This window comes from Photobacterium lutimaris, assembly GCF_003025555.1.
Taxonomy (GTDB): Bacteria; Pseudomonadota; Gammaproteobacteria; order Enterobacterales; family Vibrionaceae; genus Photobacterium; species Photobacterium lutimaris.
This window is the reverse complement of the sequence record NZ_PYMH01000017.1, coordinates 70,834-86,213: the sequence shown is the minus strand read 5'-3', so window position 1 is coordinate 86,213 and position 15,380 is coordinate 70,834. Positions and strand designations below refer to the sequence as shown.

Annotated in this window: 13 protein-coding genes; 8 read left to right on the top strand and 5 right to left on the bottom strand. The window is 53.2% G+C overall.

Annotated features, from left to right (window positions below; all coding sequences use genetic code 11):
• The first annotated feature begins 54 nt into the window (after positions 1-54).
• The 5 genes from C9I99_RS24100 (at position 55) to hemB (ending at position 5,560) form a co-directional block, all read left to right on the top strand.
• Positions 55-1,611, top strand: a complete 1,557-nt coding sequence (locus C9I99_RS24100; protein ID WP_107351375.1) for an ABC transporter substrate-binding protein — start codon at positions 55-57, stop codon at positions 1,609-1,611.
• A gap of 68 nt (positions 1,612-1,679) precedes the next feature.
• Positions 1,680-2,657 (top strand): ABC transporter permease, encoded by a 978-nt coding sequence (locus C9I99_RS24095; RefSeq protein WP_107351374.1) that lies wholly within the window; start codon positions 1,680-1,682, stop codon positions 2,655-2,657.
• A gap of 3 nt (positions 2,658-2,660) precedes the next feature.
• Positions 2,661-3,602, top strand: coding sequence for an ABC transporter permease (locus C9I99_RS24090; protein ID WP_107351373.1), 942 nt, complete (start codon positions 2,661-2,663; stop codon positions 3,600-3,602).
• A 62-nt stretch (positions 3,603-3,664) separates the two neighbouring features.
• Positions 3,665-4,462, top strand: a complete 798-nt coding sequence (gene tatD / locus C9I99_RS24085) for a 3'-5' ssDNA/RNA exonuclease TatD (RefSeq protein ID WP_107351372.1) — start codon at positions 3,665-3,667, stop codon at positions 4,460-4,462.
• 48 nt (positions 4,463-4,510) lie between these two features.
• On the top strand, positions 4,511-5,560 hold the full coding sequence (gene hemB, locus C9I99_RS24080; protein ID WP_107351371.1) for a porphobilinogen synthase: 1,050 nt from the start codon (positions 4,511-4,513) through the stop codon (positions 5,558-5,560).
• Between the two features lie 99 nt (positions 5,561-5,659).
• Here hemB and asnC read toward each other — a convergent pair whose 3' ends face one another.
• Positions 5,660-6,121: a transcriptional regulator AsnC gene (gene asnC / locus C9I99_RS24075; RefSeq protein WP_107351370.1), complete on the bottom strand. Its 462-nt coding sequence runs from the start codon at positions 6,119-6,121 to the stop codon at positions 5,660-5,662.
• 137 nt (positions 6,122-6,258) lie between these two features.
• On the opposite strand from asnC, the gene C9I99_RS24070 reads away from it, so the two are divergent.
• From C9I99_RS24070 to C9I99_RS24060, 3 genes are all read left to right on the top strand, one after another.
• Positions 6,259-9,390, top strand: a complete 3,132-nt coding sequence (locus C9I99_RS24070) for an ABC transporter substrate binding protein (RefSeq protein WP_107351369.1) — start codon at positions 6,259-6,261, stop codon at positions 9,388-9,390.
• A 60-nt stretch (positions 9,391-9,450) separates the two neighbouring features.
• A complete protein-coding gene (locus tag C9I99_RS24065) occupies positions 9,451-10,221 on the top strand; it encodes a class I SAM-dependent methyltransferase (RefSeq protein ID WP_107351368.1) in 771 nt (256 codons plus the stop codon).
• 82 nt (positions 10,222-10,303) lie between these two features.
• Entirely contained in the window at positions 10,304-10,786 is a 483-nt protein-coding gene (locus C9I99_RS24060) for a hypothetical protein (protein ID WP_107351367.1), read from the top strand.
• Between the two features lie 351 nt (positions 10,787-11,137).
• Here C9I99_RS24060 and C9I99_RS24055 read toward each other — a convergent pair whose 3' ends face one another.
• From C9I99_RS24055 to hemC, 4 genes are read right to left on the bottom strand one after another with little or no spacing between them, the layout of a single operon-like run.
• Complete coding sequence (locus C9I99_RS24055) at positions 11,138-12,325, bottom strand: heme biosynthesis HemY N-terminal domain-containing protein (protein ID WP_107351366.1); 1,188 nt, start codon at positions 12,323-12,325, stop codon at positions 11,138-11,140.
• Positions 12,322-13,557, bottom strand: coding sequence for a uroporphyrinogen-III C-methyltransferase (gene hemX / locus C9I99_RS24050; protein WP_107351365.1), 1,236 nt, complete (start codon positions 13,555-13,557; stop codon positions 12,322-12,324). The genes C9I99_RS24055 and hemX overlap by 4 nt, the downstream gene beginning before the upstream one ends.
• Entirely contained in the window at positions 13,550-14,317 is a 768-nt protein-coding gene (locus tag C9I99_RS24045) for a uroporphyrinogen-III synthase (RefSeq protein ID WP_107351364.1), read from the bottom strand. Before C9I99_RS24045 ends, hemX begins: the two co-directional genes overlap by 8 nt.
• On the bottom strand, positions 14,317-15,249 hold the full coding sequence (gene hemC, locus C9I99_RS24040) for a hydroxymethylbilane synthase (protein WP_107351363.1): 933 nt from the start codon (positions 15,247-15,249) through the stop codon (positions 14,317-14,319). The genes C9I99_RS24045 and hemC overlap by 1 nt, the downstream gene beginning before the upstream one ends.
• Between the last annotated feature and the right edge of the window lie 131 nt (positions 15,250-15,380).

The window sequence follows — 15,380 nt, the reverse complement described above, 5'->3', positions numbered from 1 at the left end:
CAAAAGCAAACACAACAGCAAGGGAGTTTCCTCCCCGCATAAAGGAGCTATGCAATGAAAACCATCAAGACCAAGTTGGCCGTTGCCCTTATGGCAGCCGGCCTGAGCTTAAGTGCCGCCGCAGCTGACATCAAAGTCGCTTATGATGCTGACCCAGTATCACTTGATCCGCATGAGCAATTATCTGGTGGCACCCTGCAGCTATCGCACATGGTCTTCGACCCATTAGTGCGCTTTAGTCAGGATCTTGATTTTGAACCACGTCTAGCGACGAAATGGGAGCGTGTAGATAGCAACACTTTTCGCTTTCACCTGCGTCAAGGCGTGAAATTCCACTCAGGTAATACCATGACGGCTGATGATGTCGTTTGGACTTTCCAGCGCCTGAAAGATTCGCCAGATTTCAAAGCGATCTTTGACCCATTTTCTGCGATAGAGAAAGTGGATGATTATACGATTGATCTAAAAACTACAGGCCCATATCCACTCGTGCTGCAAACCGCGACATATATTTTCCCAATGGACAGCCAGTTCTACACCGGCACCACGGAAGATGGTCGTGATAAAGCCGCGATTGTTAAGCACGGTAACTCGTTTGCGTCGACGAACATGTCTGGCACCGGTCCCTTTATCGTGACGAGCCGTGAGCAAGGCGTGAAAGTAGAGTTTGAACGTTTTGATGGTTACTGGGACACCGCGTCTCCAGGCAACGTTGACACTATTACTTTGCAGCCTATCAAAGAGAATGCCACCCGTGTTGCAGCGCTGCTGTCTGGTGGTGTCGATATGATTGCTCCTGTGGCACCTAATGATCACAAACGTGTTGAATCGTCGAAGGGCTTGGATTTGGTGACCCTACCAGGCACTCGTCTTATCTCGTTCCAAATGAACCAAAATAGCAACGAAGCACTGAAAGATGTCCGTGTGCGTCAGGCGATTGTTCACGCAATCAATAACGACGGTATCGTACAGCGTATTATGCGAGGCTTCGCGACAACGGCTTCTCAGCAGAGCCCGGTGGGTTACACTGGCCACAATGAAGCGTTGGATGTCCGTTTTGATGTCGCTAAAGCGAAAGAGTTAATGAAAGCGGCGGGCTATGAGGATGGCTTCACTATAACCATGATGGCACCAAACAATCGTTACGTGAACGATGACAAGATCGCCCAAGCTGCCGCCCAGATGCTGTCTAAAATCGGGATCAAAGTTGACCTTAAAACGTTGCCGAAAGCGCAATACTGGCCGGAATTTGATGTCTGTGCAGCTGACATGATGATGATCGGTTGGCACGCAGATACAGAAGATTCAGCGAACTTTACCGAGTTCCTGACAATGACGCGTAATGAAGACACTGGTCGTGGTCAATACAACTGTGGCTATTACTCAAACGCCGAAGTGGATGGTCTGATCGAAGCATCAAACGTTGAAACGGATCCAGCCAAGCGTTCTGCTCAGCTGAAGAAAGTTGAGGAAATTCTATATAACGATGCGGCATACGTGCCGTTGCATTGGCAAAACCTAGCGTGGGCTGCAAAGTCTAACGTCAAGATCGCGCCGATTGTGAACGCAATGAACTTCCCGTACTTCGGGGATCTGGTAGTTGAAGAGTAATTCTTCACTGCAACAACGTCAGGCCAAGGTTGGCCTGACGTTTCTTTAGTTTATGAAAGGGATAAGAAATGTTTACGTTTCTGGTTAAGCGCCTGTATCAGGCACTGATAGTGATGTTTGTGATCAGTCTGGTTGCGTTTGCAATCCAGGATAACCTTGGCGATCCGCTGCGTGAGTTGGTGGGGCAATCTGTCTCAGAGGCAGAGCGACAAGCACTTCGTGATGAGCTGGGCCTGAATGATCCATTTGTGACTAAATACGCTCGCTTTGTTGGCAATGCGGTTCAAGGTGACTTAGGGACATCTTACTTTTTTAAACGTCCGGCACTGGACGTGATAATGGATAAATTGGTGGCGACGCTCGAATTGGTCTTTGGCGCCTCCGTGATTATCGTCTTGCTCTCGATACCACTGGGGGTTTATTCCGCGATTCACCCCAAAAGCTTTTTTACCAAAGTGATCATGGCCTTCAGCAGTGTGGGTATATCCATTCCGGTTTTCTTAACCGCTATTATGCTGATGTATGTATTTTCAATCGAGCTCGGTTGGTTACCTTCGTTTGGACGAGGCACAACCACTAGCCCATTGGGGTGGGAATCGGGTTTGTTTAATTTAGATGGACTGGCGCACCTTGTCTTACCATCGATCGCACTGGCATCGATTATGCTGCCGCTGTTTATCCGTCTTGTGCGCTCCGAGATGCTTGAAGTGCTGAGTTCAGAGTACATCAAGTTTGCCAAGGCCAAAGGCTTAGCGCTGAACAAAATTTATTATCAGCATGCGCTGAAAAACACCATGTTGCCAGTGATCACTGTCGGTGGTGTGCAGATCGGTACCATGGTTGCTTATACCATTTTAACCGAGACTGTTTTCCAATGGCCGGGAACGGGGTTCTTGTTCTTAGAGGCAATTAACCGGGTCGATACCCCTCTTATTACGGCATATGTGATTTTTGTTGGTTTGATATTTGTGGTCACCAATACCATTGTGGATCTGCTTTACGGTCTGATTAACCCGACTGTTAACCTGACTGGAAAAGGAGCGTAATCGATGTCTATGACTCAAACGACAACACCTAGCCGCTTGCAGCGTTTTCTCGATTCTGATTTCATCTATCACTTCAAGCGCGATAAAGTCGCGATGCTGAGTTTCGCGGTCTTTCTAGCATGTGCACTAAGTGCCGCTTTTGCGCCGTTGCTAGCTCCGGTTAACCCTTATGACCCAACCGCCATTGACATAATGGATTCTGAGATGGCACCCGTCTGGATGGAATATTCAGACCCGCGCTTTTTGCTTGGTACCGATCCGCAAGGACGCGATATTTTATCGACCATTCTCTATGGTATGCGCATCTCGCTGATCATCGGTATTTTGGCCGTCGCTGTCCAGATGGTCCTCGGCGTTGTTATTGGCCTGAGTGCTGGTTACTTCGGCGGCCGTATTGATAGCTTCTTGATGCGCTTTGCCGATATTCAGTTATCGTTCTCTACCATGATGGTGGCGATCATTGTTTCGGCTATCTTCCGCGCAGGCCTTGGTACTCAGCTCTATAGCCAGTATGCAGTGGTGATGCTGGTGGTGATTATCGGTATTGCTGAGTGGCCACAGTATGCACGAACCATTCGCGCCTCTGTCTTGGCTGAAAAGAAGAAAGAGTATGTGGAAGCGGCGAAAGTGATGGGCTTTAAGGCGCCGCGGATCATGTTCCGCCATATTCTGCCTAACTGTCTGTCACCGATTCTAGTGATCTCAACCGTACAGGTTGCCAATGCCATCATGTCTGAGGCTGCCCTGTCGTTCCTTGGTCTTGGTTTGCCTGTCGACCAGCCGTCGCTGGGCTCGCTGATCAGTATCGGCTTTAACTATATCTTCTCAGGCTCCTGGTGGATCACCGCCTTCCCTGGGCTGGTTCTGATCATCTTGGTACTGGTGATCAACCTGCTGGGTGACTGGTTGCGTGATGTCTTTAACCCGAAAATTTATAAAGGGTGATAGTAAAACGTAGCGATATTCATTAAGTTGTTTCCCATTGCTTAGAAAAAGTGGGAGCAACGATGATTGATATCGGGGTAAACCTGACGAATAGCCGGTTTGATAAAGACCGCCATGAGGTCGTGGAGCGCGCCAAAACAGCGGGTGTCCACGGCCTTATTCTTACTGGTACCAGTATCGAAGAAAGCCGACAGGCCGTGGCGATGGCCCGCCAGTGGCCGGGCTACGCCTACAGCACCGCAGGGGTGCATCCCCATGATGCCAAAAGCGTCCAAGACTTGGCATTGGCCGAGATCCGTGAACTGGCGGCCAACCCTGAAGTGGTGGCCATCGGAGAATGTGGACTCGACTTCAACCGTGATTTCTCACCAAGACCACAGCAGGAAGCCGTATTCGAGGCCCAGTTGGCTTTGGCCGCTGAGTTGAATATGCCGGTTTTCATGCATTGCCGTGATGCTCATGAGCGTTTTATGGCGATTCTCAAGCCGTGGCGCGATAAGCTGCCAGCTGTGGTACTGCATTGTTTCACCGGCACCCGGCAAGAGCTGCGGGACTGCTTGGCGTTGGACTTGCATATCGGGATCACTGGCTGGGTCTGTGATGAGCGCCGCGGCACCGAGTTGCGTGAGATAGTCGCTGAGATCCCAGATAACCGTTTGATGGTAGAAACGGACTGCCCTTACCTGCTGCCTCGGGATTACCGCCCCAAGCCGAAGTCGAGTCGCAATGAGCCTAAGTTCTTGCCCCATATAGCGACGGTGATTGCAGCGTGTCGCGGCCAGCAGGCTGAGCAGGTGATGGCCAGCGCGTATGTTACCACTCAGGCTTTTTTCAAGATCGGATCACCTGCTGCCCAATGAGGGTGGTATGATCCAAGCAAAGCGAGTTAACCCAAAAAGGAGTATGCAGTGTCTGTATCTATCCAGGGCGCGTTTCCGGCACGCCGTATGCGTCGCATGCGCAAGCATGATTTTAGCCGCCGTTTAATGGCCGAAACCCAGATTTCTGTGAATGACCTGATTTATCCGATGTTTATCCTGATGGGTAAAAACCGTCGTGAAACCGTCGATTCCATGCCGGGGATCGAGCGTCTGTCTATTGACCTGATGCTTCAGGAAGCCGAGTACCTAGCTACGTTGGGTGTGCCCGCGATTGCTTTGTTCCCGGTCGTATCGCAGGACTTCAAGTCGACCTGTGCCTCGGAAGCCTTTAACCCGGAAGGGTTGGTCCAGCGAGCTGTGCGACTGCTTAAAGAGCATGTGCCACAGATGGGCGTGATCACCGATGTTGCCCTCGACCCGTTCACCATCCATGGTCAAGACGGCATCATCGATGAAGACGGCTATGTGATTAATGATGTCACGACCGAGGTGTTGATCAAGCAAGCGCTGTCTCATGCCGAAGCTGGGGCAGACGTTGTGGCCCCGTCGGACATGATGGATGGCCGTATCGGTGCAATCCGCGAAGCGTTGGAGCAGGCCGGGTATGTGCATACCCAAATCATGGCTTACTCTGCCAAGTATGCATCCAACTATTACGGCCCGTTCCGTGATGCGGTCGGTTCGGCTGGCAACCTCAAAGGCGGCGACAAGAAAACCTACCAGATGGATCCGGCCAACAGCGACGAAGCGCTGCATGAAGTGGCGATGGACGTCAATGAAGGTGCGGACATGGTCATGGTCAAGCCGGGCATGCCGTACCTGGACGTGGTACGCCGGGTGAAAACGGAACTGCAGGTTCCGACCTTCGCCTACCAGGTATCGGGTGAGTACGCGATGCACATGGCAGCGATCCAGAATGGCTGGCTCAAAGAGCGTGAAACCGTATTGGAATCCCTGTTGTGCTTTAAGCGCGCGGGTGCCGACGGTGTTCTGACTTACTTTGCCAAGGCTGTTGCCGAATGGCTGGCGGAAGATGCCGCAGCCCGTCAGGCGGAGTTGGATAACCTGGGCTCGTAGCCTGTGTAAGCAGCAAGGTAAGTCTTTACTTACTGGCGATAAATCATGGGGTCTGCACAATCGTGCAGGCCTTTTTTTACGCGGGACAATCGCAGACGGTTAGGGTTGGACGTTGCGGTTGATTGGATTTTGCAGTGAGATCAGGGTTTCGGTCGACTGGACTTCGTCGATGGCCTGCAGCTTGTCGATCAGCACGTGTTGCAGTTCTTCTATCGATTTGCACATTAGCTTGACGAAGATATTGTATGCCCCGGTGGTGTAGTAGGCCTCGACGACCTCGTCGAGTTGATTAAGCTTGGTCAGCGCCGAGTGATAATCCCGGGCGGCATTGAGGTTGATACCGATAAAGCAGCATACGTCATAGCCGAGCAGTTTGGGGTTGATGATCACTTCGGTGCCGGTGATGATTTCAGCTGCACGCATTTTCTCGACCCGGACATGGACTGTTGCCGGGCTGACGTTAAATCGCTTGGCCATTTCGGCATAGGGAGTACGGGCGTCGTTCATCAGGGTATTGAGAATTTCTCGATCGAGATCATCAATTCGAATCTGGCTGGTCATGATTGAAGCAATCCTTGGTTTATACGTACTTGTTCATATCTTATACTGTCGCCACGCTATGTTGCTAAATTATATTGAAAAATAATCCTTTGGTCTGCTTCTGGCCGGGCAATTGATAGACAGGACCCCTGACCCTTATGCGCTTGATTGTTCTTTTTTTTCTGCTCTGCGGGTTACCGCTCAAGGCATCGGCCCACGACACCTTGGTGATTCATTCTTACCACAAGGGAATGCACTGGACAGATGGTATTCAAGCTGGTTTGGAGTCAGTGGTGAGTGCCCAGGGGGGATCGCTCCATGTCAACTATATGGATAGCAAGCGCTACCAGTCACCGTCATATCTCAATGAGCTGTTGGATATTTACCGCACGAAGCTGAACCAGGAGAACTACCGGGCCATTGTCGCCATTGATGACAATGCCCTGTGGCTGCTCAACCAATTGGCGGATGAGGTGCGCGAGACACCGGTTATATTAGCCGGTATCAATGACTACCACCCCCGCAAGCACAAGCGACTGAAAAATGTTATTGGGATCCTCGACCAGACCGATGCGGCTGCCAATATCAATTTGGCCTTGTCGGTACAGCCGGAACTGCGAAGCATATATGTGCTTGCCGATAATACCGTTACTGGCCGGGCGTTGTGGAAAGAGATCAAGGAATTTCTGGCGGTCAATTTCCTCAACCTTGAAGTGATCCGAATTCAGCACGGAAATGCCGAGGCGGTGCTGGCTGCAAGTGAGGCACTGCCACCCCGCTCGGCGATTCTGTATTTGAGCTACTTTCAGGATAGCGAAGGCCGTTATGTGGACAGTGACGAGTTTCTCGAACAGTTAACCGCTCGGGCCTCTGCGCCGGTGTATGCTTCTTATAAGTACATGCTCAACCACGGGGTTGTCGGTGGCGTGATGCTGGGGGGAAGCGAGAAAGGCCGGCAGATCGGCAAAATGCTGGTTAAGTTGTTTGATGGCAAAGTGACCCGCTTTCCGACGTTTATTCGCAATACCGGCAAGGAGATTTTCAACTATCACGAGGTAACTCGGTGGGGGTTAGAAATCGATAACAACGAAACCTTGATCATCAACCAGCCACAAAGCTGGTTCCACCGCTACCAGAATGAAATACGGGTGCTGACTATTGCCCTGAGCGTCATGGGGGGGGTTATTGCTTTGCTGGTGATGGTGATCCGCCGGTTGCGCAAAGGTGAGCAGCGGCTGCAGCAGAGCCGCGCCCTGTTCGAAGGGGTTTTTGATCAAAGCTTCCAGTTTATCGGGATCTTCGATAAGGCGGGAATGCTGGTATCGGGTAATCTGGCCTTGCATGAACTGGTTGGACGCTCGGTAGTCAAGTATGACCGGCCGCTGTGGCGTTGGTTTTGCTGGAGTCCCGAGGCTGCGCTGAAGCTAAGCCGGGCAGTGGTTCAGGCGTGCAGCCAACCGGTGCGGTTGGAAATCGATATTCAAAGCCATGAGGATGGTAGCCGGATGCTGGACGTGGTGATCAAGCGGATGCCAGCCGGAGAGAGCGGTGAAGTCCAGCTGTTGCTTGAAGCTCGCGATGTCACGGCCCGTCACCAGATGGAGGAAAAGCTGCGCGAACGTGAGGCTAGCTACCGTCTGCTCTACGAGCAGCAGCCGGTGATGCTGCTGACAGTAGACCGCCAGTCCCGGATCCAGTCGGTCAATCAGTTTGCCGCCGATCTGTTAGGCTACGGCAAGCGAGATTTGCTCGGCCACAAGGTCACTGGCTTCTATGAAGAGGGAGAACCTGAACCGCAACGCTATATCAGTTCGGCACTGGATCACGCCGGTCAGCGGGTGTGGCGGCGTAAGCTGCGCTATTGCTGTGCCGATGGCCGCACAGTGTGGATTCGCGAGACTATCCGCCAGGCGCAAAACCGCCAGTTACTGGTCGTGGGGGAAGATATTACCTCGACACGCGCACTGGAGGAGCAACTCGCTTACCAGGCCTGCCATGATTACCTGACCGACCTGTACAATCGCAACTACTTCGAGCAGGCGCTGGAGCAAGCACTGGCAGAAGCCCGTGAGCACCATGCCCAGCATGCTATGCTGTATATTGACTTGGACCAGTTCAAGATCATCAATGATACTGCTGGCCACGAAGCCGGTGATGAGGCCCTCAAGCAGGTCGCGATGATGCTCAAGGAGATCACCCCGGTGCAGGCGGTCTTGGCTAGGCTTGGTGGTGATGAGTTTGCAGTGATCCTGACCGACTGCCAACTGGCCGACGCGGTGGCCTTTGGCCGTGAGATATTACTATTGCTCGAAGAGAGTGAGTTCTATTGGCAGACTGCGCGGTTCAGCTTCAGCGCGTCGATTGGCTTGCGGATGATTGACGAAACAGCCGGATCGACCCAGCAGGTCCATGCCCAAGCCGATACCGCGTGTTACGCTGCCAAAGATGAAGGGCGTAACCGGCTGCATGTCTATTATCCGGGTGATGAGGAACTGCGCCGGCGAGAGCTAGAAATGGAGTGTGTCAGCCTGATCCGCCGGGCACTGTCCGAACAGCGGCTGGATCTCTATGCCCAGCAAATTTCGCCACTGAGCTCAAGCAGCCTGGGGCACCACTATGAAATCCTGGTCCGGATCCGTAATGATGACGGCGAGATGATTTCTCCGGGGTTGTTTATGCCGGCTGCCGAGCGCTACAACCTGGCCCACCGTATTGACCGCTATGTGGTGAATGCGGCGATTGATTGGCTGGAGGCGCACCCGGATGCGGTTGCGGTATTGGATATGTGCGCGATTAATCTGTCGGGACAGTCAATCGGTGACCGTGACTTTGTCCACTTCTTGCAAGACAAGATCCGCCAATCCTCCCTGCCGGCGCAGAAACTGTGTTTGGAAATTACCGAAACGGCGGCGATTGGCAATATGAGCGAGGCGATCCGTTCATTCACCTTGCTTAAGGAGCTCGGTTGTCGGATCTCGCTCGATGACTTTGGCTCGGGACTGTCGTCGTTCGGTTACCTGAAAAAGATGCCAGTTGATATTATCAAGATTGACGGCATGTTTGTCCGTGATATCGCTGATGACGAAGTCGACTTTGCCATGGTGAAGGCGATCAATGAACTGGCCAAGAAGATGGGCAAGCAGACGGTGGCTGAATTTGTCGAGAACGAGGCCATTCTTACTAGGCTCGGTGAGCTGGGGGTAGATTATGCCCAGGGCTATTTGTTTGGCCGCCCACAGCCGTTACCTCAGTTGGTTGCTCAATTGAGCCAGCGGGAAGAGGTGTTATAATCCGCGGCTTAATGCCTGCCGTGTTTGGCTGGCAGGTGCTGTATTTACCGGAGTGTGTGTGTGCAACTAGCCTTAATTTCTGAGTTTCCTGAACGTCAACATGAACTTGATCAACTGGCTGAACGCTGGGGGCTATCCCATGACCCAGACAGCGTGTTTGCATTGGTATTGACCGCCGAGCGGCTGGAGCTGCGAAAGCTTGACGAGGCCAAGCTGGGGGCGGTATATGTCGATTTGGCGAGCGGTGCTGTGGCACACCGGCGTAAGTTCGGTGGTGGCCGGGGCCAGGCAATTGCCAAGGCGGTGGGCCTCAAGGGGGGCGTGACACCGACCGTGGTTGATGGCACGGCAGGGCTGGGGCGAGACGCGTTTGTCTTGGCCTCGCTTGGCTGCAAGGTACAAATGGTGGAGCGCCATCCGGTCGTGGCTGCGTTGCTGGACGACGGCTTGGCCCGCGCCAAAGCCGATAGCGAAATCGGTGGCTGGATCAGCGAGCGAATGACACTGCTGCATGCCTCGAGTCATAACGCCCTGGAGGTGCTTGCCGCCGATCCGGATTTTGAGGCACCGGATGTGGTGTATCTTGACCCGATGTACCCACACAAAAAGAAGTCGGCGTTGGTGAAAAAGGAAATGCGGGTATTCCAGACCTTGGTGGGGGCCGATCTTGATGCTGACGATTTGCTGGCTCCTGCTCTGGCACTGGCCACCAAGCGGGTGGTCGTCAAGCGGCCGGATTATGCTGAGTTTTTGGCAGGGAAAAAGCCTTCGACAGCCATCGAGACCAAGAAAAACCGTTTCGATGTGTATGTGAAAGCAGCAATGAAGTAGCCGCCGGCGGTCAGCAGCGGTATATTGTAATGAGAATAGTTACTTTGGCCTGACAGTTGGTCGGGCTGCCGGAGACAAGGCAATGGCAAAGTCGTTATGTAAATACCGCCGGGTTGAGATCGCGGCCCAGTTTTCAACCATCAGTCGGATGGTCAGTACGGCGAACTATATGTGCAGTAGCTGTGCCCGTGTGGCCGTGGAAAAAAGCTACCTGTGCAAGCCCAGCGCCCTGAAGCGCCCGGCAGAGATGGCCCATGTGGTCAAACCTAACCTGGCGGCGGTTGAAGCGGTGGCGGTTAAGACGGCAACGGCCTCCGAACTGACCAACCTGGCCCCCTTATCGCCGGCTCCGGCTCCTGTTTTGGCTACCGAGTTGGATACGCCAACGTCGGTGATTGCTTCGCATCCGGCCGTGACTGCGAGCCGTAAAGCGGCAAAGAAAAAAGCCAAGCAGCTGAAAAAAATCAAGAAACTGGCGAAAAAGCAGAACAAGCAGCTGAAGAAGGCTATCAAGGCGACCCGTCGTTACCACAAGGCTATGGAGAAGGCGCAAGCTTCGGCTTAACGAGTAGTAGACGGACATAAAAAAACCTCCTGGCGGAGGTTTTTTTGTTCTGGGCAATTATGATTCTTTGATCAGTACAGCTGTCATCAGGCAAGTGATCACAGCGACAATGATGCCAGAAACGATTAACGCAGGAAGCATATCCATAGTTAAGTATCCATCTGTTGAGCAACATGAACCCCTATTGAAACCTGTTTACAAAATGCTAGCAATGGGATGGATATAGGTTGAAACGCCTGTTAACAAATAGAAACAATTATTCGCGCTGAGACACATAATCTATTGCTTTTAAGCATAAAAAAGCACCCGTTCGGGTGCTTTTTAATTACCAAATGTTATGTTGTTGTTTTGTTAACTCTTGGCCGGTAGTGCCAGTGTCAGGGCTTGTCGTGACATCTCGGCAGCGCCTTGCTTGTCATCGAGCTTCTCCATGACTTCAACCAAGTAGCCATAGTCGGCGACATCGCTGCGCAGGGCAATAGCCGTCTCGAAATGCTCTTTGGCTTCTTCCAGCTTACCATCACGCATCAACAATTGGCCCAGCGCACTGTGGGTGCTCGGGTTGCTGCTATCATAGCGCAGCAAATCCTGCAGGCGGACAATCGCTGGGTGGTTGTCGGCCAGTTTCAGGGCCGGGACAAGGTTGATCAGCGACTCGTGATTGTTCTTTTTCAGCGCGTCACGCAATACGGTATAGGCTTCGCTGTCGGCGTTATATTGACTCATCAGCTTGACAAAACACACAATCAGATCTGGACGCTGTTTGGTCTTGCGGTTCAGGCTGTTCCAGTGCCCCATCAGACCTTCGCTGCCTTGCTGCTTGGCGATGTGGTGCATGATCCCGCATTCGGCTTTCGCTCCGAGGTGGGCGGCCTCTTCAGTATCCACCACACCGGCTTTCTCTAGCTGAGGAAGCAGGGCCAGCAAAGGTTTCCAGTCTTCCAAACGAACATAACAGTCTTTCAGTAGGGTCAGCAGCACGGGATTGCGGCTATGGTCGTGTTTGATATCCTGAAGGGTGGCAACAGCCTGTTCAAATTGTTGCTGGCGGAACTGAAGTTTGGCTCTGGTTAGCGCCACTGCGAGGCTTTGGCCATCGATTTCGGCCGCTAATTTCAAGTATTCGTCACGCTGGCTGGCATCGCCCTGGCCCTGTGCGGCTTCGGCGGCTGCCAAGTAGTTCAGCAGCGGGGAGTCACTGTGCTTGGCTGACTTGACGACCAGCTTTTCAGCCTGCTTCCAGTCACCTTCGATCACCTTGGTCAGGCCTTCAGACGTCTGCAGGCGGGCTTTGCGTGTTTTGCGGCCCGAGAACCAACCGCGGGTCGAGCTACCCAATGAGAACAGGCGCTTGAGGATATTCTCCAGCAGGAAAAAAGCACCGAACAGCACGACCACCAGGATAATCAGTGTCGTCAGGCTCATCTCCACGGTTTGGTTGGCCGCAGAGATCAGCACATAACCTTGGTTTCCGGCCAGCATCGGACCGACAACGATGCCAGCAATCAGTGCGGCGACCAGCAATAGCAGTTTGATCATGCAGGGTTCTCCTCTGTGCTAAGCGGTTTCACCTGCTGGCGTAGACGATCGCTGATGGTATCGGTGATCAGTGCTTGCGACTGCAGCTTGCTCGGGTAGTCGGCTTCGATATTTTCTTGGCCGAGTGCCTCTAGTGTGGCGATGAAGCTCTGAACGGCAGGATCGTCCATATTATAGAACTGCTCAGCCCAGTCTTTGGCCATAACCAGTGACGTGGTGTACAGATCGCCCTGCTCGCGGTATACCGACTTGATCGCGGTTTCTAGCTTGGATTTGATGTTTTCCTGCAGGTAGAAATCTTGCTTCGGTGTCAGTAGAGGGATAACACTGCCGTCACGCTGGCGGTAAGTGATGAAGTGATCACTGAAGTTCTTCAGTGATGTCATCATATTCTGCTTCCAATCGTCGACCGAGGTAGATACTTCGGTAGTCTCGACAGCTTCGGCTTCCGGCAGGATGGCGTTGGCCAGTGGTAGCTTGCCAATTTCTTCCTGTAGGCTAGTAAGGCGTAACACCAGACCGTCACGGTCAACACGGGCGACCGCTTTCAGTGCGGTAATATCGGTATGCATCGCCTGGCGGATAGGAGTTAGGCTTGGATCGTTAAGCTCGGCAATACGGTGATCGGCAGATTCAAGCAAGACCGTTGCACTGGCGGTGTCATGCTCTAGCCACAGTTTGCGGCCTGCCATTTTGACCAGATAGTCAGCCTCAGCCAGCAGCCAGTCGTTCGGACGGCGACCTTTCATTTCTGACAGTGCCATCTGCAAGCCGGTAATTGATTTTTCCTGCTGCTCAAGCGATGTTTCGGTGCGCTGCAGGCTGGTATTGACCTGGCTCAGGGTTTCTTGCTGGGACGTTTTTAGAGATGACTGGAGCTGGGATTGAAGCTGGGCGATTTCTTGCTGCAAAGCCGCCATTTGGCTGTTCTGGGTTTCGCTCTGTTGGTGCCCGTGGTAATAAAGACCGGCACCGAGCGCGATGACCAAGGCAATGGCGATCGCACCGGTTTTGCTGCCACCTTGTTTCTCGCTCGGTTGGCGGGCTGGCGCTGCGCTAGCCGGTTGGGCGGGCTGTTCGGCTTTTACCTGTTTTTCAGGGGTCGGCTTTTTCTCAGCGGCTGGCTTTGGCGCTTGTGCCTTGGCACTGGCTTGTCCTTGCTTATTGGTATTGTTTGCTGCGGATTGTTGCTTATCTGCAGGGTTTTCATTATTGGTTTTTTTATCAGTCATCCGATTTTCCCATTGTGCCTATTTTGCTTAGGGTCGTGAACAGTGGGCCATTCGCCGCACTTCCCACATTCGAAATTAAACGAAAACCAAGCTCGAGAGCTTGATCGGCGATTCGCTGGCTTGGTACGAATAGCTGGCAGTTAAGAAACCAAGCCATAGCGCTGTCTGGTATGAGCTTGACCAACTGGTCAAGTTGCTCACCGCTGGTGACGACCAGGGTGTCAACATTGGCCTGCTGCCAATTCCGGCTCAGGGCCGGGCCATCAAGCGGTAACCAGCTACGCTGGTAAGTCTCGCAGTAGGAGACATCGGCTCCACCTTGGCTCAGGCGCTGGTAAATCAACTCGCGCCCACCATTGCCGCGCAAGATGAGCACTCGTCGCTCTGCGACCTCAGACAATACCGGTAAGGCCAAGAGCCCCTCACTGTCGCAACGCTCGGGCGGGGTCAGGACGGCTTGTCCTGTATAATCCTGCAGCGCTGCGGCGGTTTTCTGGCCGACTGCTATATAATGCACGTTTTTTGGCCAGCTGGCACCTACCGACATCATGTAATTATGCGCTAGGTTGACGGCGTGAACACTGACGGCAATCAGAAAATCGCCATTTTTCAGGTGTGAGAGAGCGTTAGGTAGGTCTTGAAGTTGCTGCCCCGGCTGAATTTCCAGCAGGGGCTGGGCAATGGCGCTGATCCCCGCGGCGGTCAGCTGCTGCGTAAGCTGGTGGCATTCCGGTGCCGGGCGGGTGATCAGTATGGTCATCAGGCGTTGCCGTAAAGCTCGTCGAGGATTGTCTTAGCCCCATCAGCCAACAGCTGATCGGCCAGTTCGAGGCCCAGTTTTTCTGCGTCATCACGGTGACCACGGACTTCGCCGCGAACAATCTGGCTACCGTCAGGCTCACCGACCAAGGCGCGAAGCCAGATCTGATCGCCTTCCAGTACCGAATAGCTGCCGATTGGTACCTGACACCCGCCTTGCAGGCGGTTGTTCATGGCACGTTCGCACAGTACGCGGGTTTCCGTGTCCTGGTGATTCAGTGCGGCCAGTAGCTTGCGTACGCGCTCGTCGTCGAGGCGGCACTCAATGCCGACGGCACCTTGGCCAACGGCTGGCAGGCTGGTTTCCGGGGCGATGGCTTCGCGAATACGGTCTTCCATTTTTAGGCGCATCAGGCCGGCACAGGCAAGGATGATGGCATCATATTCGCCGTCATCCATTTTGCGTAGGCGGGTGTTGACGTTGCCGCGCAAATCTTTAACCACCAAATCAGGGCGCTGGGCTCGCAGTTGGCATTGGCGGCGAAGGCTCGATGTCCCTACCACGGCACCGACCGGCAGTTGCGCCAGGTTGTCGTAGTGGTTGGAGACAAACGCATCGCGTGGGTCTTCACGCTCGCAGATGGTGACGAGGCCCAACCCATCGGGGAACTCTACCGGGACGTCTTTCATCGAGTGTACGGCAATGTCAGCACGGCCTTCCAGCATGGCAACTTCCAGCTCTTTGACAAATAACCCTTTGCCACCCACTTTTGCTAGCGGGGTATCGAGAATTATATCGCCTTTGGTGACCATCGGAACCAGTTCGACTTGCAGGCCGGGGTGGGCTTGCTCCAAGGCAGCTTTGACAAATTCGGCTTGCCACATCGCGAGTGGGCTCTTGCGTGTGGCAATACGGATTGGGGTATCGGTCATAGGATCGGGTCCATATATGTAATTGGGCACTATCATTGTTTCTAATCCTACCACTACTGGGCGGGGATGGTAATTGATGTGTGACTCCGAGTGCGTTGGGGCAATATTGTCTTGATATCAACTGCAATTAA

Excerpts from the sequence above, each read along its gene's own strand:
- asnC (WP_107351370.1), bottom strand. The coding sequence starts at position 6,121 with ATGACCAGCCAGATTCGAATTGATGATCTCGATCGAGAAATTCTCAAT.
- C9I99_RS24070 (WP_107351369.1), top strand. The coding sequence starts at position 6,259 with ATGCGCTTGATTGTTCTTTTTTTTCTGCTCTGCGGGTTACCGCTCAAG.
- C9I99_RS24045 (WP_107351364.1), bottom strand. The coding sequence starts at position 14,317 with ATGACCATACTGATCACCCGCCCGGCACCGGAATGCCACCAGCTTACG.
- hemC (WP_107351363.1), bottom strand. The coding sequence starts at position 15,249 with ATGACCGATACCCCAATCCGTATTGCCACACGCAAGAGCCCACTCGCG.
- tatD (WP_107351372.1), top strand. The coding sequence starts at position 3,665 with ATGATTGATATCGGGGTAAACCTGACGAATAGCCGGTTTGATAAAGAC.
- C9I99_RS24100 (WP_107351375.1), top strand. The coding sequence starts at position 55 with ATGAAAACCATCAAGACCAAGTTGGCCGTTGCCCTTATGGCAGCCGGC.
- C9I99_RS24055 (WP_107351366.1), bottom strand. The coding sequence starts at position 12,325 with ATGATCAAACTGCTATTGCTGGTCGCCGCACTGATTGCTGGCATCGTT.
- C9I99_RS24060 (WP_107351367.1), top strand. The coding sequence starts at position 10,304 with ATGGCAAAGTCGTTATGTAAATACCGCCGGGTTGAGATCGCGGCCCAG.
- hemX (WP_107351365.1), bottom strand. The coding sequence starts at position 13,557 with ATGACTGATAAAAAAACCAATAATGAAAACCCTGCAGATAAGCAACAA.
- C9I99_RS24090 (WP_107351373.1), top strand. The coding sequence starts at position 2,661 with ATGTCTATGACTCAAACGACAACACCTAGCCGCTTGCAGCGTTTTCTC.
- C9I99_RS24095 (WP_107351374.1), top strand. The coding sequence starts at position 1,680 with ATGTTTACGTTTCTGGTTAAGCGCCTGTATCAGGCACTGATAGTGATG.